This window comes from Gilliamella apis (genome assembly GCF_030758615.1).
Classification (GTDB): Bacteria; Pseudomonadota; Gammaproteobacteria; order Enterobacterales; family Orbaceae; genus Gilliamella; species Gilliamella apis_A.
This window is the reverse complement of the sequence record NZ_CP132381.1, coordinates 2,267,366-2,288,556: the sequence shown is the minus strand read 5'-3', so window position 1 is coordinate 2,288,556 and position 21,191 is coordinate 2,267,366. Positions and strand designations below refer to the sequence as shown.

Annotated in this window: 16 protein-coding genes and 4 tRNA genes; 16 read left to right on the top strand and 4 right to left on the bottom strand. The window is 34.0% G+C overall.

Features of this window, described 5'->3' with window-relative positions:
• Window positions 1-68 precede the first annotated feature (68 nt).
• Window positions 69-1,073 carry a substrate-binding domain-containing protein gene (locus RAM17_RS10565; RefSeq protein ID WP_110447314.1) on the bottom strand — a complete coding sequence of 335 codons (1,005 nt, stop codon included), beginning with the start codon at window positions 1,071-1,073 and terminating at the stop codon, window positions 69-71.
• 1,016 nt (window positions 1,074-2,089) lie between these two features.
• Here RAM17_RS10565 and RAM17_RS10560 point away from each other — a divergent pair.
• The 6 genes from RAM17_RS10560 (at window position 2,090) to RAM17_RS10535 (ending at window position 4,425) form a co-directional block, all read left to right on the top strand.
• On the top strand, window positions 2,090-2,704 hold the full coding sequence (locus RAM17_RS10560) for a TIGR04211 family SH3 domain-containing protein (RefSeq protein ID WP_110447315.1): 615 nt from the start codon (window positions 2,090-2,092) through the stop codon (window positions 2,702-2,704).
• A complete protein-coding gene (locus tag RAM17_RS10555) occupies window positions 2,705-3,802 on the top strand; it encodes a multifunctional CCA tRNA nucleotidyl transferase/2'3'-cyclic phosphodiesterase/2'nucleotidase/phosphatase (RefSeq protein ID WP_110447316.1) in 1,098 nt (365 codons plus the stop codon). It abuts the gene before it with no gap.
• Window positions 3,803-3,919: 117 nt separating this feature from the next.
• Window positions 3,920-3,996, top strand: a tRNA-Met gene (locus RAM17_RS10550).
• Between the two features lie 37 nt (window positions 3,997-4,033).
• Window positions 4,034-4,118: transfer RNA gene (locus RAM17_RS10545), tRNA-Leu, on the top strand.
• A gap of 26 nt (window positions 4,119-4,144) precedes the next feature.
• Window positions 4,145-4,219: transfer RNA gene (locus RAM17_RS10540), tRNA-Gln, on the top strand.
• A gap of 131 nt (window positions 4,220-4,350) precedes the next feature.
• Window positions 4,351-4,425: transfer RNA gene (locus tag RAM17_RS10535), tRNA-Gln, on the top strand.
• Window positions 4,426-4,676: 251 nt separating this feature from the next.
• On the opposite strand, the gene RAM17_RS10530 is transcribed toward RAM17_RS10535, so the two are convergent.
• From RAM17_RS10530 to RAM17_RS10520, 3 genes are all read right to left on the bottom strand, one after another.
• Window positions 4,677-6,182, bottom strand: coding sequence for a hypothetical protein (locus tag RAM17_RS10530; protein WP_110447317.1), 1,506 nt, complete (start codon window positions 6,180-6,182; stop codon window positions 4,677-4,679).
• Between the two features lie 233 nt (window positions 6,183-6,415).
• Window positions 6,416-7,216 carry a YdgH/BhsA/McbA-like domain containing protein gene (locus RAM17_RS10525; protein WP_181414626.1) on the bottom strand — a complete coding sequence of 267 codons (801 nt, stop codon included), beginning with the start codon at window positions 7,214-7,216 and terminating at the stop codon, window positions 6,416-6,418.
• Between the two features lie 300 nt (window positions 7,217-7,516).
• Window positions 7,517-8,140, bottom strand: coding sequence for an NUDIX hydrolase (locus RAM17_RS10520; protein ID WP_110447319.1), 624 nt, complete (start codon window positions 8,138-8,140; stop codon window positions 7,517-7,519).
• Between the two features lie 108 nt (window positions 8,141-8,248).
• On the opposite strand from RAM17_RS10520, the gene RAM17_RS10515 reads away from it, so the two are divergent.
• From RAM17_RS10515 to purD, 10 genes are all read left to right on the top strand, one after another.
• Window positions 8,249-10,720 carry a class I adenylate cyclase gene (locus RAM17_RS10515; protein ID WP_110447320.1) on the top strand — a complete coding sequence of 824 codons (2,472 nt, stop codon included), beginning with the start codon at window positions 8,249-8,251 and terminating at the stop codon, window positions 10,718-10,720.
• 201 nt (window positions 10,721-10,921) lie between these two features.
• Window positions 10,922-11,494, top strand: coding sequence for an RNA polymerase sigma factor RpoE (gene rpoE, locus RAM17_RS10510; RefSeq protein WP_086362192.1), 573 nt, complete (start codon window positions 10,922-10,924; stop codon window positions 11,492-11,494).
• 35 nt (window positions 11,495-11,529) lie between these two features.
• On the top strand, window positions 11,530-12,090 hold the full coding sequence (locus tag RAM17_RS10505) for an RseA family anti-sigma factor (RefSeq protein ID WP_110447321.1): 561 nt from the start codon (window positions 11,530-11,532) through the stop codon (window positions 12,088-12,090).
• 99 nt (window positions 12,091-12,189) lie between these two features.
• Window positions 12,190-13,098 (top strand): MucB/RseB C-terminal domain-containing protein, encoded by a 909-nt coding sequence (locus RAM17_RS10500; protein WP_181414627.1) that lies wholly within the window; start codon window positions 12,190-12,192, stop codon window positions 13,096-13,098.
• Window positions 13,099-13,225: 127 nt separating this feature from the next.
• A complete protein-coding gene (gene lepA, locus RAM17_RS10495; RefSeq protein ID WP_065578602.1) occupies window positions 13,226-15,022 on the top strand; it encodes a translation elongation factor 4 in 1,797 nt (598 codons plus the stop codon).
• A 20-nt stretch (window positions 15,023-15,042) separates the two neighbouring features.
• Window positions 15,043-16,044, top strand: a complete 1,002-nt coding sequence (gene lepB, locus RAM17_RS10490) for a signal peptidase I (RefSeq protein ID WP_110447323.1) — start codon at window positions 15,043-15,045, stop codon at window positions 16,042-16,044.
• An 11-nt stretch (window positions 16,045-16,055) separates the two neighbouring features.
• Complete coding sequence (rnc, locus tag RAM17_RS10485) at window positions 16,056-16,730, top strand: ribonuclease III (protein WP_110448027.1); 675 nt, start codon at window positions 16,056-16,058, stop codon at window positions 16,728-16,730.
• Window positions 16,727-17,632 carry a GTPase Era gene (gene era, locus RAM17_RS10480; RefSeq protein WP_110447324.1) on the top strand — a complete coding sequence of 302 codons (906 nt, stop codon included), beginning with the start codon at window positions 16,727-16,729 and terminating at the stop codon, window positions 17,630-17,632. Before rnc ends, era begins: the two co-directional genes overlap by 4 nt.
• 174 nt (window positions 17,633-17,806) lie before the next feature.
• On the top strand, window positions 17,807-19,399 hold the full coding sequence (gene purH, locus RAM17_RS10475; protein ID WP_110447325.1) for a bifunctional phosphoribosylaminoimidazolecarboxamide formyltransferase/IMP cyclohydrolase: 1,593 nt from the start codon (window positions 17,807-17,809) through the stop codon (window positions 19,397-19,399).
• Between the two features lie 27 nt (window positions 19,400-19,426).
• The gene (purD, locus tag RAM17_RS10470) at window positions 19,427-20,716 is read left to right on the top strand and encodes a phosphoribosylamine--glycine ligase (protein WP_110447326.1); all 1,290 of its coding nucleotides are present in this window, start codon (window positions 19,427-19,429) and stop codon (window positions 20,714-20,716) included.
• Window positions 20,717-21,191 lie beyond the last annotated feature (475 nt).

Here is a 21,191-nt window from a genome sequence, read left to right as displayed (position 1 = left end):
ATGTCGAAAACGATAATTATAGGTTTTCGACATTTTCTAAGAGATTTGTTAGCTTTAAACTTAATATATTAGCCGATATTGTTAACTGAGTATCGCTTTGTTAACGTTGGAATAAATACATTAATTAAGTTCGTCGGAGGCGGCTCTCCTTTTGCTAATCGTAATGCAAGTTCAGCAGCTTGTTCGGCCATTGTGTGTAGTGGATAACGAATGGTTGTTAGCTTAGGATGTAGATACCGAGCAATTAAAAGATCATCAAAGCCAATAATTGAAACATCATTCGGAATTTTTATATCATTATCATATAATACTGACATAGCCCCAGCTGCCATTGAATCATTGTAACAGGCAATTGCCGTAATTTGTCGATTTCGTTCTAAAAGAGACATCATGGCTTGTTCTCCACCTTCTTCATTAGGCGAAGCGAAGGCAATAAAGTTATCATTAATATCAATATTATGTTCGATTAATGCATCTTTATAGCCCTGCAATCTATCTATTGCATCAGATATGCTATGTTTAGAACTTAAATATCCAATGTTGGTATGACCATGCTGAATTAAATGTTTAACTGCTAGGTATGAGCCATAACGACTATCAAGCGCAATACAGCGTTTTTCAAAACCTTTTAATATCCGATTAATTAGGACCATACCAGGTATTTGTTGCATTAATTTTATTAATTGATCATCGGGTAACATTTTTGCATGCACAACTAAAGAAGAACAACGATGTTCTATAAGATTGGTTATAGCTCTATATTCTTGCTGTTTATTATGATATCCATTACCAATTAGCAAAAAATGGCCGTTTTTCGCTGCAACTTTTTCAACAGTACTAATCATTGCGCCAGAAAATGGATCGGATAGGTCTGCTACCACGATGCCAATAGTATTAGAGTTTTGTTGGGATAACGCTCGGGCGTTAGCATCAGGATAATAATTTAATTTTTCCATGGCTCTTTTTACTGTTTCACGAGTCTTATCACTTACATTGTCAGCGTCATTAATTACCCGTGATACCGTTGCAACGGAAACTTTTGCTAGCTTTGCAACATCTTTTATTGTCGCCATAAAAAATCCTTTTAACTTTTTAACTCATTGCCAATATAGAGTTTTTAGATTATCGATTGGTTAAAATAAATATCTCGTAAATTGGCGGAAAACCTAAGATTCAAATATTTCGATTATATTCGCTATTGATACAACCTTTAATATTCTGAATATCTACTTAACTGGTTATAATAGAACAAAATTTTTAGTTTGCCAATAAGCTCATTTTTATATGAATCGTTTCAGTAAAAAAATATTAATGTAGCAGATTGAATATATTAAGCTGTAAAATTTAATGAAAAAATTAAACATCTTAGTTTGTTATTACTCCTATTAACATGGTGTAATTAGGTTTAGTTCTAGTAATAGTAAATAAATATTCATTAACCAATGGTGTTGGATGATAGATTGCATAGCATAATTATTGATTATTAACTCGATATTTTGCTGAGTTCTAAAATTTTAATCTGGTGTAGTTCATTAGTAATCATATTAGTGATGCTAATTTAGCTCTCAAAGAATCAGTTTTTTATGTAAATTTAGCAATGATAAATTTATAAATATAGATATTTTTTGATGCCAATTTGCTACATGATAATTTTATATTATAAGACTGCTGTCAAGCGTTAATTAGATGCTCTCCCCTTTAAGAAATAGCTTATTTCTATGTTAATTGGTAAATCCCTTACAGTTACTATTAGTACAATTATCAGGTAGATATTTATTTTAATGTAATCGATTACATTTTAAGTTATAAATAGCATAGGTTTGACTGACTAAAATGCTCCATATATCTAGGTTATTTAAGATAGATTATCTATATTTATCATTATTTTTCTAATATTAATATTATGATTTTTAATTGATTAATATCATTGAGGTGTTGTTTTTTGATTCATATAGTGAATCGATATATTCGATTTTATTTTGTTATTAATAAAGAGTTAAACTTCACAAATTTTTATTACAAATGGTTGTGCGAAAAGCCTACATTTTGTGTTATTATGTTTTTATTGTGGGTAAAAATTTAAAATATCATGAAAAAACAGAATATTATTACTTTACTTTCTTTTATTGCTGTAGCTTTTAGTGCCAATGCTGTTGATAAATATGTTACTGAAAATGTTGATATTTATTTACGTCGTGGCCCAGGTTCACAATATGCCTATTCAAACGCAGTTAAAGCCGGTCAAAAAGTAATTGAACTTGAAAAAAGTGCTGATGGCAAATATACCAGGATACAGCTTTCTAATGGTAATTCAGCTTGGATTGAGTCTAATAAATTAAAAGATCAACCTAGTTTTAAAGAACTTGTGCCATCATTAGAAGCACAACTCGCTGAGTATAAAGATAAAGTTGATAATGCAGAAAAAAATCAACAAAATGCCATCCGAGATTATGCGGAAAAACTACAAAAAGCTGAACAAACGATTGAAAGCCTACAAGCTAAGAATAATGAGTTAGAACAACTTAATAAACAGCAAGATATGAAGCTTGAGTCTATGTTAAATCAAGTTGATGATAAGCGCCGTGATCTGATTGTAACTTGGTTTACTTATGGTGGCTTAGTTGCTGGTGGTGGTTTCCTTCTAGGTCTTATTTTGCCGGCTATTATGCCTGGTCGTCGTAAAAAAGATCGTTGGATGCGTTAAATGAGTAAAATCTATCTTGTTGGTGGTTCAGTTAGAGATAGATTGCTACATCTCCCTGTTGTTGATCGAGATTGGGTTGTGGTTGGTGCAACCCCAGATGAACTTCTGGCATTAGGTTACCAACAAGTTGGTAAAGATTTTCCTGTTTTTTTACACCCCAAAACTAAAGAAGAGTATGCTTTGGCTCGAACAGAGCGGAAATCAGGTAAAGGCTATACAGGCTTTATATGTGACTTTAGTAAAGATATTACTTTAGAGCAAGATCTTATTCGACGAGATCTTACTATAAATGCGATTGCCATGGATCAAGAAGGCAATATTGTCGATCCTTATCATGGTGTTAATGATATTAAGCTTAAATTATTACGCCATGTTTCTCCTGCGTTCAGAGAAGATCCGCTACGAATTTTACGTGTGGCTCGTTTTGCTGCCCGTTATCACCATTTAGGTTTTAGAATCGTTGCTGAAACGAGTAATTTAATGAAAGAGATGGTCTCTGCAGGTGAAATAAATACCCTTACAGCAGAAAGAGTATGGAAAGAGACTGAAAAGGCGCTAGCGACTGAGGATCCTCAAGTTTATTTTCAAGTATTGGAACAATGTGGTGCTTTAGCGTTATTATTTCCATCTCTCAAACTTTCCTGCACTATTACTGATGCATTAAAAAAATCGACTTTATTGACTGATGATTTGACTGTGCGCTTTGCAGTCTTGTGCGGTGAGTTTGCATCCAAAACTGAGCTAGAAAAACTTTGTTTACAAATTAAAGCCCCCAATCAATATACGAAATTAGCAATTATGGTGCAGCAATTTCACAATAGTGTTGCTAATGTGATACAGTTAACTGCGGAACAAATTATCGAATTGTTCAATAAAATAGATGTATGGCGCAATCCAGCCCATCTTAATCAATTGATAATTGCTAGCCAATCTTATGCTAAAACGGAATTATTTCCTCAAGCTCAATACCTTGAACAAGCATATAAATTAGCTCTAGCTGTCGATGTTCAAAATATTATTGCCGAAGGTTATACTGGAAAGTTAATTCATAATGAGTTACAAAAAAGGCGAATTGAAGTGTTATTAAACGGTATTTGATTGCATCTTAATCAATCGTCACTTTTTTTTAAAATATCTAAAAAAAAGGGTTGACGATTTGCCGTAACACAAGCATAATGCGCCTCGCAGTGTTGGTTATGACGTTGCGAATGAAATGGCTACGTAGCTCAGCTGGTTAGAGCACATCACTCATAATGATGGGGTCACAGGTTCGAATCCCGTCGTAGCCACCATTAAGGTTAGTTTGTATCTTTACCGAAAGTATACAGTGCGGGTGTGGCGAAATTGGTAGACGCACCAGATTTAGGTTCTGGCGCCGCAAGGTGTGTGAGTTCAAGTCTCTCCACCCGCACCATTTTAATCTTAATGTCTATCCTTTATTGGGGTATAGCCAAGCGGTAAGGCAGCGGGTTTTGATCCCGCCACGCCCAGGTTCGAATCCTGGTACCCCAGCCATTCCAATCTGCTCATATTTTTATATCTGACTTTTTAGTCTATTTTTTATATTGGAACTTTGCCACTATAATCAATTCTATAAAAATATGCGGAATTAGTAGATTTACTAGATATCTAATCTCCATTCATATTGGGGTATAGCCAAGCGGTAAGGCAGCGGGTTTTGATCCCGCCATGCCCAGGTTCGAATCCTGGTACCCCAGCCATTTAATTTTCAAACATTATCTATGTATCACTTTTTTGAGTGAATTAATAATCATCTTTGAAAAATCAGCCACTATTTATTTTTTGATTAAGTTTACTTGTCTTATTTAGTATATAAATGATGAGTTGCTTTTAACAGTAAATACTAAAGTAGATTATCTGCTTTTTAAAAGCTAAATTAGAATTATTCTAACTATAATAAGAATAAAAATTGCGCTATACCTTCTTATAACGCAATTTATGAATGTATTTTCTATTTCAGCACACAAACAAAATATAATTCATTATCTTTTAACTGCCATTCAATAGCGCCTTTTGTTGCACCTACTGCATATTGGTTATTACTATCTCTTTCGTCCGAAGTCCAATATAAACGTCCTTTAGGGAAATGGTTACCGGGATAGGTGTGATGATAATAGTTTTCTTCGTTAGTTACATCACCCCATTCAGCTAAAAGATTGTTTCCAACCCGACGATAATAGTGATTTGTTGTAATAGCTAGACAATTATCTGAGTTATTATCAGACTGGCAAGCACCACCACTCGTTATAAGACTTTGGTCACTGTTGGTTAAATCTTCAATAGATGGAATGATATAGTTTCCCTGACAAATACTTCTACGTTGATTATAAGGATAAAAATCTTGGCTGGGTGCGGAAAACCATTTCTTAATAGTAAACGAATAAATATCTTCACCGTTGGATTTTATAGAAAATGTAGGATTTGCTTCAGTGGCTTCTCCTAGCAATTTGACTTGAACAGCCGTGTTAGCTAGGTGGCTATCTACATCATTATCACTAATTTTTTTTATCTCTACATTTACTCCCTTTGAACTATTTGATGATGTTATTGTCGATAAATCAAATGGTACGCCAGCTATAAACATGAGAAATCGTGCTTGATCAAACCCTGTATTTGGAAAACCACCAGAACTGACTTTATTAACGAAACCAGAATCAACTATGTATTGATTGTTATCGCCCCAAGTTAAATGGGCCCAGTCGCCAGTATAATCTCTATTTTCGAAAGGAAATGAGTTTACAATTGATGGTCGATTGGCACAAACGGTAGGTTTGATCGCATTGTAAATCAAAAAATCACTCTTGGGCGTAGAATAAATTGTATAATTTGGTATGCCATATTCAGAGACTAAAGCAATGGTGCCTGAAATTCTGATATACGGATTCCACCCCAACCGTGCTAGTTCACAAAAGGTTCTATCTCTATCTGGTTCCAATAATAAATAAGATATATTGGCTGCTCGATAGAACCAATCTATTTTAAAACCGTCATCAGGTGGGGTTATTTTGGCTATAACATCGCCGTCATCATCAGAGACATTCTGGCTATCAATTGGATTAGTAGGTGAAAATGGCATTATTATAGGTTCAAAACCATAATCAGACTTTAACATCGTTAACAATTGATTGGGTGTGGTGGTATTAGGATCAACCTGAGGGAAATTTATGGATTTTATTGTGTCATTTAAACTATTCAATTCAGCGTTTATTGTAGTTTGTAATTTTACTCCAAAATAGTGAAAGTTTTGTTGATTATATTCTCGAGATCCATTTATGCCTATCGCATCTGGGTTAATAAAATAGGGGGCAGAACCATGAATAACTGCTACTGTTTTTGCATCCAAAGCCAAAGCTAAATCGTTCATTAAAAACACTGAAATTAAAAAGAATATGATAAATCGTGTTAACCATGGAAATTGAGAAAACAGAATAAATTTAAATCCTTTCAATAACATCATCTTACCTTACCTTTTAATTCTTAAATTTAAATAAAAAATACATTTATTGTGTTTAAATTATGCTGATACTTATTACTACAAACTTAGATCGTAAAAAGCTTAATTCTTGGATAAAAATGTTTTTCTTATGAATTGCATTATTAGGTAGAGCTTGAAACTAAAAGTTTAGTTACGTAAAAAATCCATGTGTGAAAATATGGCATTTAACACATGGATAATTATGTAGTGGATCGTTATTTATATAAATTTACATAAACTGTTTGAGCTGTGTCGGCACGATTGGCAGAGACTTCTTTAACATAATAGAAATGAGCATCATTAGCGATAGCATATTTTTGTGCAGCGGCACTAATTTCGCTAGTATTATTAAATGTGCCATGGAACACAATAGTTTGATAAGGTTTCATTACTTTGAAAGCATCACTAGTGATTTCATAAGCATCTTGACCTGCAATTGCTTTAGAGATAATAAAGTCACGGACAGGTGCATCTTTTTTATATAAAGCAACATCGATTTCCTGCTCATTATTTTTAACATCATCGGCAGTAATTGAATACACATAAAATGCATAAGCATTTTTTTCAGCAGCTATTTTACTTGCTGAATCCATTATTTCAGATGTGTTGTTGTAGCTACCTTTGAATTTGACTATTTCAAATGGTAAATAATAAAGAGCTTTAGATCGTGGATAAAGTACAATGCCGTTATGGGTAGCTTCATCTTTGCTCACAGCAATTGGAGCATTTGATAAATAAATATCAGCATAAACAATAGCACGATCGGTTGAAGTTCCAGTAGCTGGTTGTTCAATACCAGTGATATGATAATATTTTGCTCCAGCTTCATCAGCAGCTTTAGATATATCATCTGCTGCATTTTGTGCTTGTAAATAGCTACCAGTTACTGAAATTTCTTTGTAAGGAATGAGGTTATTACTTTCTTCAGCTGTTAATGGTAATGCCGCATAAGTATTGGCAACAGGTAGAGATAATAGTAAAGTTAATGCAATAGATGATTTATTAAAACGTTTCATAATAATGTCCTTCATATTTATGTTATAAAAATTAAAAAACAATTTGTAACGCTTATTCTATGAGGGTATTGCATGAGAGTTTTTTAAACAAGAATAACGCTCTCGAAATAATTTTTTTACTAATTCTTTCAGACAGCTAGATAAAACAGGGTAGAAATGATAGAAATGAGAAATAACCGATTAATAGTATATATTAATCAAAATATTTGTGTAGGTACCACTTGGTTTTTTTTGAAAAAATTTTTCTTAAAGCATTTTATGTTAAAGTCAAAACTGAATCATATTTAATTTAGCTGTAATTTATAATTGGGCATTACATTTGATGGTTCTTATAAAACTATTAATAATTTGTGCAGTTAATCCCCAAATAACAAAATTTTCATATTTATAAAAATAAACATCATGTTGTGACTTTTGTTGCCAATTTGCTGTTCGATTAGGTACCAATTCAAATGGAAAATTGTCGTCAGGTTTAAAACCAACTAACATAGTGGCTTGTTTCGGTTGATGGTTAATAAACCATTCAAGTGGAACCGTAAAAATAGATTCAACTTCATCTTGATTAAGTAGCAAATTATCTAAAGATTCAATTTTTGCGACAAATGGATAAATCATCATTCCTAACGAAGCAATAAATTTCGGTAATTGTCCTAAAATAGTTATTTGATCAATAGTAATGCCTAACTCTTCAAAGGTTTCACGTTTAGCTGTATATTCAGGGTTATCATCAGTTGCTTCAACGCGACCACCAGGAAAGCAAATATCACCGGGTTGCCATTTAAGTTTCTTTGAACGTACTTGAAAGAGTAGGTGTAATTGATTTTCGATAGTTATAATTGGGATTAAAACAGCAGCTTTATTGATAGTATGAAATTGGTTTTTGGTTTTTTTTAAAGATTGTGATATTTTTTTTATTGTGGTCATAATATTTATTTCGTTTTATTTTTAGATTTACATTCTTTTTACGTTATAATATAAACTTATTGGAGAAATTGTTCGTCAATAGTACATCTGTTTCACCTGAATCATACTATGCAATACGATATTAATAACATAAAAAAAGAACTTGATGATCTTGCTATTCTGAAACATGAGCGAGCTCGGAGTGGAATGCCTTTGGAATTCCAACGAGTTTTTTCATTGTTACCAGTGCTTTTTCATTTTCATCATCCAGATCTTCCAGGTTATCTAAATATAGATACGCCATCAGGTATTGCATACTATCAACCTTCAAACGAGATTATTGAACAACTACAACATTGTTTCAATTTTAATAACACTACACAGAAAAAATATTCTGATATATCTGCACTATATTCAATGGGTAGTACTTGCTCTATAGGACAGGCAGTTACCTCGGATCTTGATATATGGGTTTGTATCGAAAATAATTTATCTAAAGTTAAAAAGCAAGCTTTAATAACAAAGTGTCGATTGATTGAAGAGTGGGCTGAAAAACTTGGTGTAAAACTTACTTTATTTGTCGTTGATGTCGATCGATTTATCAACCAACATCATGAATGTTTGATGGGTGAAAACTGTGGTTCAGCACAACATATTTTATTGCTTGAAGAGTTCTATCGTTCGGCCAATCTTTTAGCTGGTAAACGACTGCTATGGTTTGCAGTTCCAGCTGATTTTACAATTAATGATGTTACTTACCCAACTTATGAAACATGTGTTCAAGCATTGGTGGTTGCTAATATAATCAAACGTGAAGAATGGATCGATTTTGGACCACTTACAGGATTGTCTGCAGAAGAGTATTTTGGTGCAAGTTTATGGCAACTCTATAAAAGTATCGATTCACCATTTAAAGCTGTATTAAAAACATTACTACTTGAAGTTTATTCTTCAATCTATCCTGAAAATAGACCAATTGCTTATGAAATGCGCGAGTATATTCAAAAAGGTGAAATTCACGTTCATCATTATCTTGATTCATACTCTATGTTGTTAGATCGAATTTCCAATTATCTAATTGAAATTAGAGATTTTCAACGTCTTGAGTTGGTAAGACATTGCTTTTATTTAAAAGTAAATGAAAAATTATCAGATAATGATCAACCATCATCATGGCGTCGTAAAATATTACATGAATTAGTTCAACAATGGGGATGGAAGCATAAGTTATTGGTAAAATTGGACGCCAGTAAAACATGGAAAATAGAACAAGTACGTGAAATACACGAAATAATGCTCCACACAATGATGACAGGTTATCGTAATTTACTCAATTTTGGGCGTCGTAATAACTTAGATTCACTTATTAGCCCACAAGATTTGGCCATATTGACTCGTAAATTATATGCCTCTTTTGAAGTTTTACCGGGTAAAATTTCAACATTAAAACTTAATATTTCGGATAATCTGCAAGAAGAGGTATTAACTTTTATTCATGTCAAAGAAGATCGTATTAATCGAGCCGGTTGGTATGTTTATAATCAAACACCTAAACTAAATTCTATTATCGGTCATCAATACTTAGAATATAGTAAATACTTAGTCAAATTAGTTGGTTGGTGTTACTTTAATGGTTTAATTTCTGATTCAACCAATTTTTATTATTACGATGGTGATGAACGAGAAAATCAAAGAATAACCAAGCTCATCGAAGATCTGAAAAATTATTTTCCGATAGATGTACCTACCGCAACTGAGGAACAGTTATATGGGCCTTGTGAAATACGCCATTTAGCTATTATCTTGAATTTAGAAGATGATCCAACTATTAATTTAGAACTTGAGGATGAAATTAGTACTAATGTTTTAAATTATGGCAAGCAAGAATTAAGCTTAGTTGGTTCTATCGATTTACTTTATCGTAACTCATGGAATGAGATTCGAGTGTTACATTTTAGCGGTTCTTTATGTGTACTTGAAGCTATAAAAGCATTACTTAATCGTATGCATAAAGATGCTGATTTACCTAACTCAGTCGAAATTTTCTGTTATAGTAAACATCTTAGTCATGAAATCCGTAAACAAATGAAAAAACTGATGGATGACTGTGTTGATTTACGATTAACTACTACTAAAAATAATTTAACTCAAGTCAAACCACTTAGAATCGATGGTGCTTCATGGTATCTATTTTTTGAGCGGTTTGGCGTTTCATTTCATCAGTTTGAAAATGCTATTGATTTTTATGGAGCGGTATCGAATAATAAGGTTCAAGGTAGGCCGTTAAATATCTTAGATGAAAGTAATGAATTACCTAAAGAGATAGATAGCGTCGCTTATGAAGGTATTATTCAATTCTTCTTTGAAGATACCACTTCAGGATTTGATTTATATATTTTAAATGAACATAATCAAATAGAAATATACCGTAATTGTAATGGTACTAAAGAAAATATGGTTAAAGATATTAATGATTTTTATGTATTATCTGATGACCGTTTTACTTTCACTACCAGTAGCTCAGTTAATTTTAATTTACCGCAATTTTATCAGATCACGTATAATGATGCGGGTGAGCGCGAAATCTTCTTATTGAATTAATTATCTAAAAAAATTTATCCAAAAATTTAATAAAATCATTATTTTTTAGTATATAAATAATTAAAAATGAAAATGATTGATTAAAAAAATGAAATTTCTATTAAAATAATGGGAACTTTTTTTAAATTTACGAATCTAACTGTTAGAGTGCACAGTTTTGGGCCAACTAATAGTTATTAACATAATAAGGAATGGCCTTTAATGGGGGAGCAAATAACAGACCAAGTTTTAGTTGATCGCGTTTTAAACGGAGATAAAAATGCGTTTAATTTACTTGTTGTTCGTTATCAAAATAAGCTAGCTCATTTGGTATCACGTTACGTTTTACCTTCTGAGGTCCCTGATGTTGTGCAAGAAACCTTTATCAAAGCTTATCGTTCGTTAAGTTCTTTTAAGGGTGAAAGTATTTTTTATACTTGGTTGTACCGAATTGCGGTTAATACAGCAAAAAATTATTTAATTTCGCAAGGTCGACGACCGCCATCTTCGGATATTGATGCTAGTGAAGCTGAAAGTTATGAAGGTGCCGACTCATTGAGAGATGTCGATAACCCAGAAAGTTTAGTTCTTTCTAAAGAAGTTGAAAAAGTTGTATTTGATGCAATTGAAGCATTACCTGATGATTTGAGAACAGCTATCACATTACGTGAAATTGACGGTCTAAGTTATGAGGAAATTGCCGAAATTATGGGAACACCGGTTGGAACAGTTAGATCACGTATTTTTAGAGCTCGTGATGCTATTGATGAAAAAATTAAACCTTTAATTGGTTAAATAAATTAAGTAGCAAGACATTTAAGGTATCTACTATGCAAATAGAACAGAAACAGCAACTTTCATTATTAATGGATGGTGAATTAACAGATCAACACGTTGTTGAGATGGTTAGCCATAATGAAAGTTTGCAATCCTGCTGGCATCGTTATCATATTGTAAGAGACGCAATGCGAGGAGAATTGCACGGTAGTTCATTAACATTAGATATTACTAATCAAGTTGCTATGGCGATTGCTGATGATGATTTATATCCACAATTAACTGAGCAACCATCTCAAAGTGAGATTTTAATTCCAAAAGCCGAAAATCTATTCTGGATTCGAATGAAAGATATTATGGCTAAAGTTAGTCAAGTTGGATTAGCTGCTTGCGTTACATTAGCTATTATTGCTGGAGTCCAATATCATCAAGGTCAATCAGATGAAGTTAGTGGTGCGCCTACGCTAAATACTATCCCTATGGGAGTAAACGTTGCGCCTGTTGGTGGTATACAACAACATAATGATCAACAACTTCTTGAAAAAAGACAATATGATAAGATTAGGTTGTTGGTTCAAGATTATGAATTACAAAAAAGGTTAAATGCCCGTTAACTTAAAATGAATTTTCTTTATTCTTTGATAACACTTAAGCTGAAACAGAGTAACAATTTTATTATTACTCTGTTTTTTATATTTTTCTCCGCATCAGTTATGGCTGAAGAAACACATGATGCACTGAGTTTACTCAATAAAATGACCAAAGCGGTGCAGACACGAGATTATCAAATTCATTTTGTTGCCCAAGATAAAGATCAATATGCAACTACTTTTGAATATAATCATTTAGGTGCTGATAAGAAAGAGAATATTAATGCTCAACTACTTTATCTTGAAGGTCCAGCTAAAGAGATTATTTTACATAATAATACTACTAGTTATTTTCAACCAGATAGTCCTTCTTTTTCGATTTCAAGTTCCCGCATTACAGAAGCTTTTCCTGACGTTGTTTATAATGATTTTAATTCATTAGCTAATATTTATGATTTTATTTTATTAGGAAAAGCTAGAACGGCTAACCGAGGCGCTCAATTAGTCAAAATTATTGCTAAAGATAAAGATCGTTACAGTTATGTTATATGGATCGATGATGAAAATTTTTTACCTCTACGCATTGATTTACTAGATGAAGATAATGATATTGTTAATCAATTAAAAGTGGTTGATCTCGATAAAGACTTTGATGCAAAAAAATTTAAAAATTATATTGATAATCGAACCTACCCAATTTTATTATCAATTGAAAAACAAAATAATCTTCTTGATGCTTGGCATTTAGCATGGTTACCTAAAGGGTTTAAAGAGATAGCTGCTTATAATGTAAATTTTTATAGCTCTGATATAGCAACTAAGCTGTTTTCTGATGGTGTGTTTTCATTTACTGTAAATGTTTCTTTAGAGCAGGCCAGTCAATTAAATCAAATTATACAGCAAGGTGGCCGAACGATTTTCTCAACTAACATGGGTAATAAAAATATTATAATTATTGGCAATTTACCACAAGTGACAATAGAAAAAATTGCACAAAATATTGTTGAGAAATCATCGGAAAACTCTCGATAACACTATGCTTACTCACTATTAATGTGTAGAATGTCTGCTTTCAAATTCGTGATTATTTGACTTGTTATTTATAACCAATAACATTAATGATAATTAACAGTACATAACTAAAATATAACTTATTGATATGAATAAAAATATCCGCAATTTTTCAATTATTGCTCATATTGACCATGGTAAATCAACGCTTTCTGATCGTATTATCCAAATTTGTGGTGGACTTTCTGATCGCGAAATGGAAGCTCAAGTTCTAGACTCGATGGATTTGGAACGTGAACGAGGGATTACGATTAAAGCTCAAAGTGTTACTTTAGATTTTCATGCTAAAGATGGCCAAACATATCAGCTGAATTTTATTGATACTCCTGGACATGTCGACTTCTCTTATGAAGTATCACGCTCGTTAGCTGCATGCGAAGGAGCATTATTGGTAGTCGATGCTGGACAAGGTGTTGAAGCGCAAACACTTGCCAATTGTTATACGGCACTCGATATGGATCTAGAAGTCGTGCCAGTACTTAATAAGATCGATTTACCTGCGGCTGAACCTGAACGAGTGGCAGAAGAGATTGAAGACATTGTTGGTATAGATGCTAGCAATGCAGTCAGATGTTCAGCGAAAACCGGTGTTGGAGTAGTTGATGTACTTGAACAACTTGTTCATGATATTCCTGCACCCGAAGGTGATTCCAATGCACCATTACAAGCGCTAATTATTGACTCATGGTTTGATAACTACCTAGGTGTTGTATCACTAATTCGTATTAAAAATGGTGAACTGCGCAAAGGTGAGAAAATCAAAGTTATGAGTACCGGAATGACTTATAATGTTGATCGTTTAGGTATCTTTACACCAAAACAAGTTGATAAAGACTGTTTACATTGCGGTGAAGTAGGATGGGTGGTTTGTGCTATTAAAGATATCTTAGGTGCACCAGTTGGTGATACCTTAACATCAGCTAGAGCACCTGCTGAGAAAGCATTACCAGGTTTTAAGAAAGTTAAACCACAAGTCTATGCAGGTTTGTTTCCAACTAGCTCAGATGATTACGAAGCATTTCGTGATGCATTAGGTAAATTAAGCCTTAACGATGCTTCACTTTTTTATGAACCAGAAAATTCAGGTGCATTAGGATTTGGTTTCCGTTGTGGTTTCCTTGGCTTGTTGCATATGGAAATCATTCAAGAACGATTAGAGCGCGAATATAACCTTGATCTTATTACAACAGCTCCAACGGTAGTTTATGAGGTTTTAACCACTCAAAATGAAATCATTTATGTTGATAGCCCTGCTAAACTACCGGCCGTAAATAATATTCAAGAACTGCGTGAGCCGATAGCTGAATGTAATATTTTAGTACCACAAACTTACTTAGGTAATGTAATAACATTATGTGCTGAAAAACGTGGTGTACAAGTTAATATGGTTTATCATGGCAATCAAGTTGCATTAACTTACGAAATACCAATGACCGAAGTTGTGTTGGATTTCTTTGATAAACTTAAGTCGACTTCACGTGGTTATGCTTCCTTAGATTATAGTTTTAAACGTTTCCAAGTTGCTGACATGGTAAGACTTGATGTATTGATTAATGGTGAACGAGTTGATGCATTGGCACTTATCACGCACAAAGATAATGCACCTTACCGTGGCCGAGAATTAGTGGAAAAGATGAAAGATCTTATTCCTCGTCAACAGTTTGATATAGCAATTCAAGCGGCAATAGGTAATCATGTAATAGCACGTTCTACAGTAAAACAATTACGCAAAAACGTATTAGCCAAATGTTATGGCGGTGACGTTAGTCGTAAAAAGAAACTTTTACAGAAGCAAAAAGAGGGTAAAAAACGCATGAAGCAAGTAGGTAATGTTGAACTGCCTCAAGAAGCGTTTTTAGCAATTTTGCATGTAGGAAAAGATTAATCAGTTAAAGAGGAAAACAAATGGCTGGAACATTTGCCATCATATTAACACTAGCAACCTTTATTACCGCAATCTTCTGGTTTTTAGAAAAATTTAGATGGAAACCAGCTAGACAACGTAAAGTAGAAGAAGTGCGTAAAGCCCATAATGGTGAGGTTGATGGGCGAATCCTTGCTGAGGTTGGAAAACCAAAAGGTTGGGTAGAAAGCTTAGCATCTTTTTTTCCGGTTTTATTCGTAGTTTTTGTTATTCGTTCATTTATCTATGAACCCTTTCAAATTCCTTCAGGGTCAATGATGCAAACTTTATTAATTGGTGATTTTATTGCTGTAGAAAAATTTTCTTATGGCTTAAAAAATCCAATTAACAATAAAGTACTAATTGCTACAGGAAAACCCCAAAGAGGTGATGTTGCTGTATTTAAACACCCTAACATACCGCAAATGGATCTAATTAAACGTGTGGTTGGTTTACCTGGCGATAAGATTGTTTATTTGGTTAATGAAAAGAAAATAGTTATTTATCCTGCGTGTCAAACAGCGGATAATAATTGTGTTGGTCAACGATCTGAACCATTAGATTTGCACTATACTCAACCACAACCAAGTAATTGGAAACAAGTACACGAAAAAGATAAATCTAACCCAAGTTTTTATACCTTGGAACAATATAAGGACAAAGGTATTGTTGATTCTCAATCCATGAGAACGTTTGATATAAAAATTCAACAAGAAACCTTGGGTAACAAGTCGCATGATATTTTAACCACGTCAGGAATAGAGGAAGATCCGAGTTATTATTATCATCAAAAAGGTCAACCGGTTGCTACTTGGGTAGTACCACAAGGTAATTACTTTATGATGGGTGACAATCGTGATAATAGTGGTGATAGCCGATATTTTGGTTTTGTTCCCGAAGAAAACTTTGTTGGTCGTGCAACCGCCATTTGGATTAGTTTTGAAAAACAACCTGATGAATGGCCTACAGGAATTCGATTCAGCCGTATCGGTGGGATCCACTAACAGTGATAACTATGAAAAATTTGAATCAAATACAACAATCGATTGGTTATCATTTTAATGATACATCTTTACTGCAACTCGCACTAACTCATCGCAGTGCGAATAAAATGCACAATGAGCGGCTAGAGTTTTTAGGTGATTCAATCCTTAGTTTTGTTATTGCTGATGAACTTTATCATCGATTTAGCAAGCAAGATGAAGGTGATCTTAGCCAAATGAGAGCAAGTTTAGTTTGTGGTCAAACTCTTGCTGAAATGGGTAAAGCGTTTAAATTAGGTGATTACCTTATCTTAGGTCAAGGCGAATTAAAAAGTGGTGGTTATCGCCGTGAGTCGATTATTTCTGATGCCGTGGAAGCTATCATCGGTGCTGTTTATCTAGATAGTAATATTGAAAATATTCGTCAGTTAATTTTAGCTTGGTATACAACACGTTTAAACGAAATTAAACCGGGCATTAAGCAAAAAGATGCTAAAACACGATTACAGGAATATTTGCAAGGTATTCGACATGAACGACCATGCTATTTAATTCTTGAAGTTACTGGTGATAATCATGAGCAAGAGTTTCTCATTCAATGTAAAATTGACAATGATGATCATCAATATTTAGGACGAGGTTTAAGCCGTCGTAAGGCTGAACAAGCCGCAGCTCAAGAAGCACTAAACCAATTAGGTATAAAATGACAGAATCAAAACAACATTGTGGATTTGTTGCCATCGTCGGTAGACCGAATGTCGGCAAATCAACTTTATTAAATCAACTACTTGGCCAAAAAGTATCAATAACTTCACGCAAGGCACAAACTACACGCCACCGTATTGTAGGTATTGATACTCAAGGTGACGATCAAATTATCTATATTGATACCCCCGGTCTTCATATTGAAGAAAAAAGAGCGATTAACCGTTTAATGAATCGTGCTGCTAGCAGTTCAATTGGTGATGTTGAATTGGTTATCTTTGTTGTTGAAGGCACACACTGGACTGATGATGATGAAATGGTTGCAGGCAAACTTAAAGATTGTAAGGCACCCGTATTACTGGTGATCAATAAAATTGACAATGTTACGGACAAAACCCAGCTGTTGCCTCATATTCAAGAAATCAGCCAAAAGATCAACTTTTTGGATGTTGTGCCTATTAGTGCTGAAAAAGGCGAAGGCGTTGATATCATCAAAGACATTGTAAAAAAACATTTACCTGTTGGTGAACATCATTTCCCAGAAGATTATATTACTGATCGTTCACAACGGTTTATGGCATCAGAAATCATCCGTGAAAAACTAATGCGCTTTTTAGGTGATGAACTACCTTATTCTGTCACGGTTGAAATAGAACAATTTAAAGTCGATGAACGTACTGGCATGTACCGTATCAATGGTTTAATTTTAGTTGAACGTGATGGTCAAAAGAAAATGGTCATTGGTAATAAAGGTGAAAAAATCAAAAAAATTGGTATAGAAGCACGTAAAGATATGCAATTATTTTTTGATAATAAAGTTCATTTAGAATTGTGGGTAAAAGTTAAAGCCGGCTGGGCTGATGATGAGCGAGCACTTCGAAGTTTAGGCTATAGTGACGATTAATCCAAATTCTTTTGTATAAAAATCAGGCAAGATTTTGCCTGATGATTACTTTCTAATTTATTAACTCCTGTTCCGATTTATTTTTCAAAAGTTAATGCTAAACATCTACTCTGGTTTTATATATAATAGCCTCTCACTGACTTGGATTTAGAATTTTAATTTCGGAGCTTTTTCATGCAGCAGTTTCGTCCTATCCGTCGTGCTCTACTTAGTGTTTCTGATAAAACAGGAATTATTGAATTTGCCAAAGCCTTATCAGAGCGTAATGTAGAACTCCTTTCCACTGGTGGTACCGCCAAACTATTAATTGACAACCATATTCCTGTTACAGAAGTATCTAATTATACTGGTTTTCCTGAAATGATGGATGGTCGAGTTAAAACCTTACATCCTAAAATACATGGTGGTATTTTAGGCCGTCGAGGTGTTGATGATGACGTCATGCAACAACATCAGATCGATCCAATTGATATGGTTGTTGTGAACTTATACCCTTTTGCAAAAACTGTTGCTGATCCAAATTGTAGTTTAGAAGATGCGATAGAAAATATCGATATTGGTGGGCCAACCATGGTACGTTCTGCCGCCAAAAATAATAAAGATGTTGCGATTGTGGTTGATTGTCAAGACTATAACACAATCATTGATATGTTGGATAATCAACAAAATTGCCTCTCCTTTAAATATCGTTTTAGTCTAGCAATAAAAGCTTTTGAACATACAGCTCAATATGACGGCATGATTGCTAACTATTTTGGTAAACTTGTCCCACCATATTATGGTGACACTGATAAGCCTGCTGGAGAGTTTCCTCGAACTTTAAATCTGCAGTTTATTAAAAAACAAGATATGCGCTATGGTGAAAATGCTCATCAACAAGCTGCGTTTTATGTTGAAGAACAGCTTGAGCAAGCCTCTATTGCAACCGCTAAACAGCTACAAGGTAAAGAATTATCCTATAATAATATTGCCGATACTGATGCTGCATTGGAATGTGTAAAATCCTTTGATGAACCTGCTTGTGTAATTGTCAAACATGCCAACCCTTGCGGTGTTGCAGTAAGTGATAATATTTTAACTGCATATTTAAATGCTTTTAAAACTGACCCAACCTCTGCATTTGGTGGCATTATTGCTTTTAATCGCCCTTTAGATGCTAAGACCGCCCAAACTATTGTCGATAAACAATTTGTTGAAGTGATTATTGCACCTTCAATTGACCAAGAAGCATTAGCTATCACACAAACTAAAAAGAATGTTCGTGTACTTGAATGTGGTAGTTGGTCGAGTAATTCTACAACTAGTTTAGATTTTAAACGTGTTAATGGTGGGGTTCTTGTACAAGAAAAAGATTTAGGTATGGTTACTAAAGATCAGTTAAAAGTTGTTACCAAACGCCAACCAACTGAAAAAGAACTATCCGATGCGCTATTTTGTTGGAAGGTAGCAAAATTTGTTAAATCTAACGCCATTGTTTATGCCAAAGATAATATGACAATTGGTATTGGTGCAGGGCAAATGAGCCGTGTTTATTCAGCGAAAATTGCCGGCATCAAAGCAAAAGATGAAAATTTAGAAGTTGCTGGTTCGGTGGTTGCTTCTGATGCTTTCTTTCCATTTAGGGATGGCGTAGATGCGGCCGCTGCGGTGGGCGTTACTTGCGTTATACAACCTGGTGGATCGATTCGTGATGATGAAGTGATACAAGCTGCAAACGAGCATAATATTGCGATGATTTTTACCAATATGCGTCATTTTAGGCATTAATCTTTAAAAGTATTGAAAGGACCTTGTATGAAAGTTTTAGTTATCGGTAATGGTGGGCGTGAACATGCCTTAGCATGGAAAGCTGCACAATCACCATTAGTGACCAAAGTATTTGTTGCACCGGGTAATGCAGGTACCGCACTTGAAGCAAATTTAGAAAACATCAATATAAAAGCAACTGACATTGCTGGACTATTAAATTTCGCACAGGAGCAACAAATAGACTTAACCATAGTCGGACCAGAGGCGCCATTAGTTATCGGCATTGTTGACAGTTTTCAAAAAGCTGGATTGAAAATTTTTGGCCCATCTAAAGCGGCTGCACAGTTAGAGGGATCAAAAGCTTTTACTAAAGACTTCTTAGCTCGTCACAATATCCCAACGGCTGAATACCAGAATTTTACAGAAATTGAGCCTGCTATTGCATATATTCGCCAAAAAGGTGCGCCAATTGTGATAAAAGCCGATGGTTTAGCTGCTGGTAAAGGTGTGATTGTCGCTATGACACTAAAAGAAGCTGAAGATGCTGTACATGATATGTTAGCTGGTAATGCCTTTGGTGATGCTGGTCATAGAGTAGTCATTGAAGAGTTTCTTGATGGTGAGGAAGCCAGTTTTATTGTTATGGTCGATGGTAAACATATTGAACCAATGGCAACCAGTCAAGATCATAAACGAGTAGGGGATGGTGATACAGGTCTTAATACTGGTGGAATGGGTGCATATTCACCAGCGCCAGTGGTAACTGATGATGTATTTACTAAAGTGATGGAACAAGTCATCTATCCAACAGTTAATGGCATGGCACAGGAAGGTAATGTGTATGTTGGCTTTCTTTATGCCGGTTTAATGATTGATAAACAAGGTAATCCAAAAGTTATTGAATTTAACTGTCGATTTGGTGATCCTGAAACCCAACCAATAATGATGCGAATGCAATCTGATTTGGTTGAACTCTGTTTAGCTGCTGTAGAGGGTAAATTGAACACAGTTAAATCTCAATGGGATCCAAGACCTGCTTTAGGGGTAGTTCTTGCTGCAGGTGGATACCCTGGTGATTACAATACTAAAGATGTCATTTTAGGCTTACCTGCTGAAATAGATCAAGATTGCAAAGTCTTTCATGCTGGAACCAGCTTAGAAAATGGACAAGTATATACTAATGGTGGGCGAGTTCTTTGTGTTACTGCATTAGGTAACACGGTATCTGATGCTCAACAATATGCCTATGGACAACTTAAAAATATCTATTGGCATGGTTGTTACTATCGTCATGATATTGGTTATCGAGCTATTGAACGAGAAAAAAATAGTTAGAAGACTAATCAATAAAAATAGCGCTGTATAGCGCTATTTTTTATCTGTTAATAAGTTAAAAAAAATTGAGGAGAGGGGTTTTTTAACCCCCAAATCTCATTATCACTTTTTCAAACATTATTTGGGCCTTTTTATATTTAATTTATTATTGATATTAAATTTTATTATTCACTGTTTTTGACAATATAATGTGATTAACTGTGAATTAGAACATGATAGATAATAACAAAATGGTAAGATAAATGGGATGTAACAAAATAAAAGGGAAATAATGAAATTGTTTTTTGAAATAGTTTTACTAAATATGAAATAAAAAATTGAATTGTTGAACGCTTCGTAATGACCATGTTTAATGTTGTATTATAATCTTTATTATTGATATAAGCCGCTCGCAAGAAAGGTTGTATTCTCATCCTCTAGTCTAATCATTATTATTATTGGACTTTTTGGTAGGTCATAAGCCTAAAAATCAAGC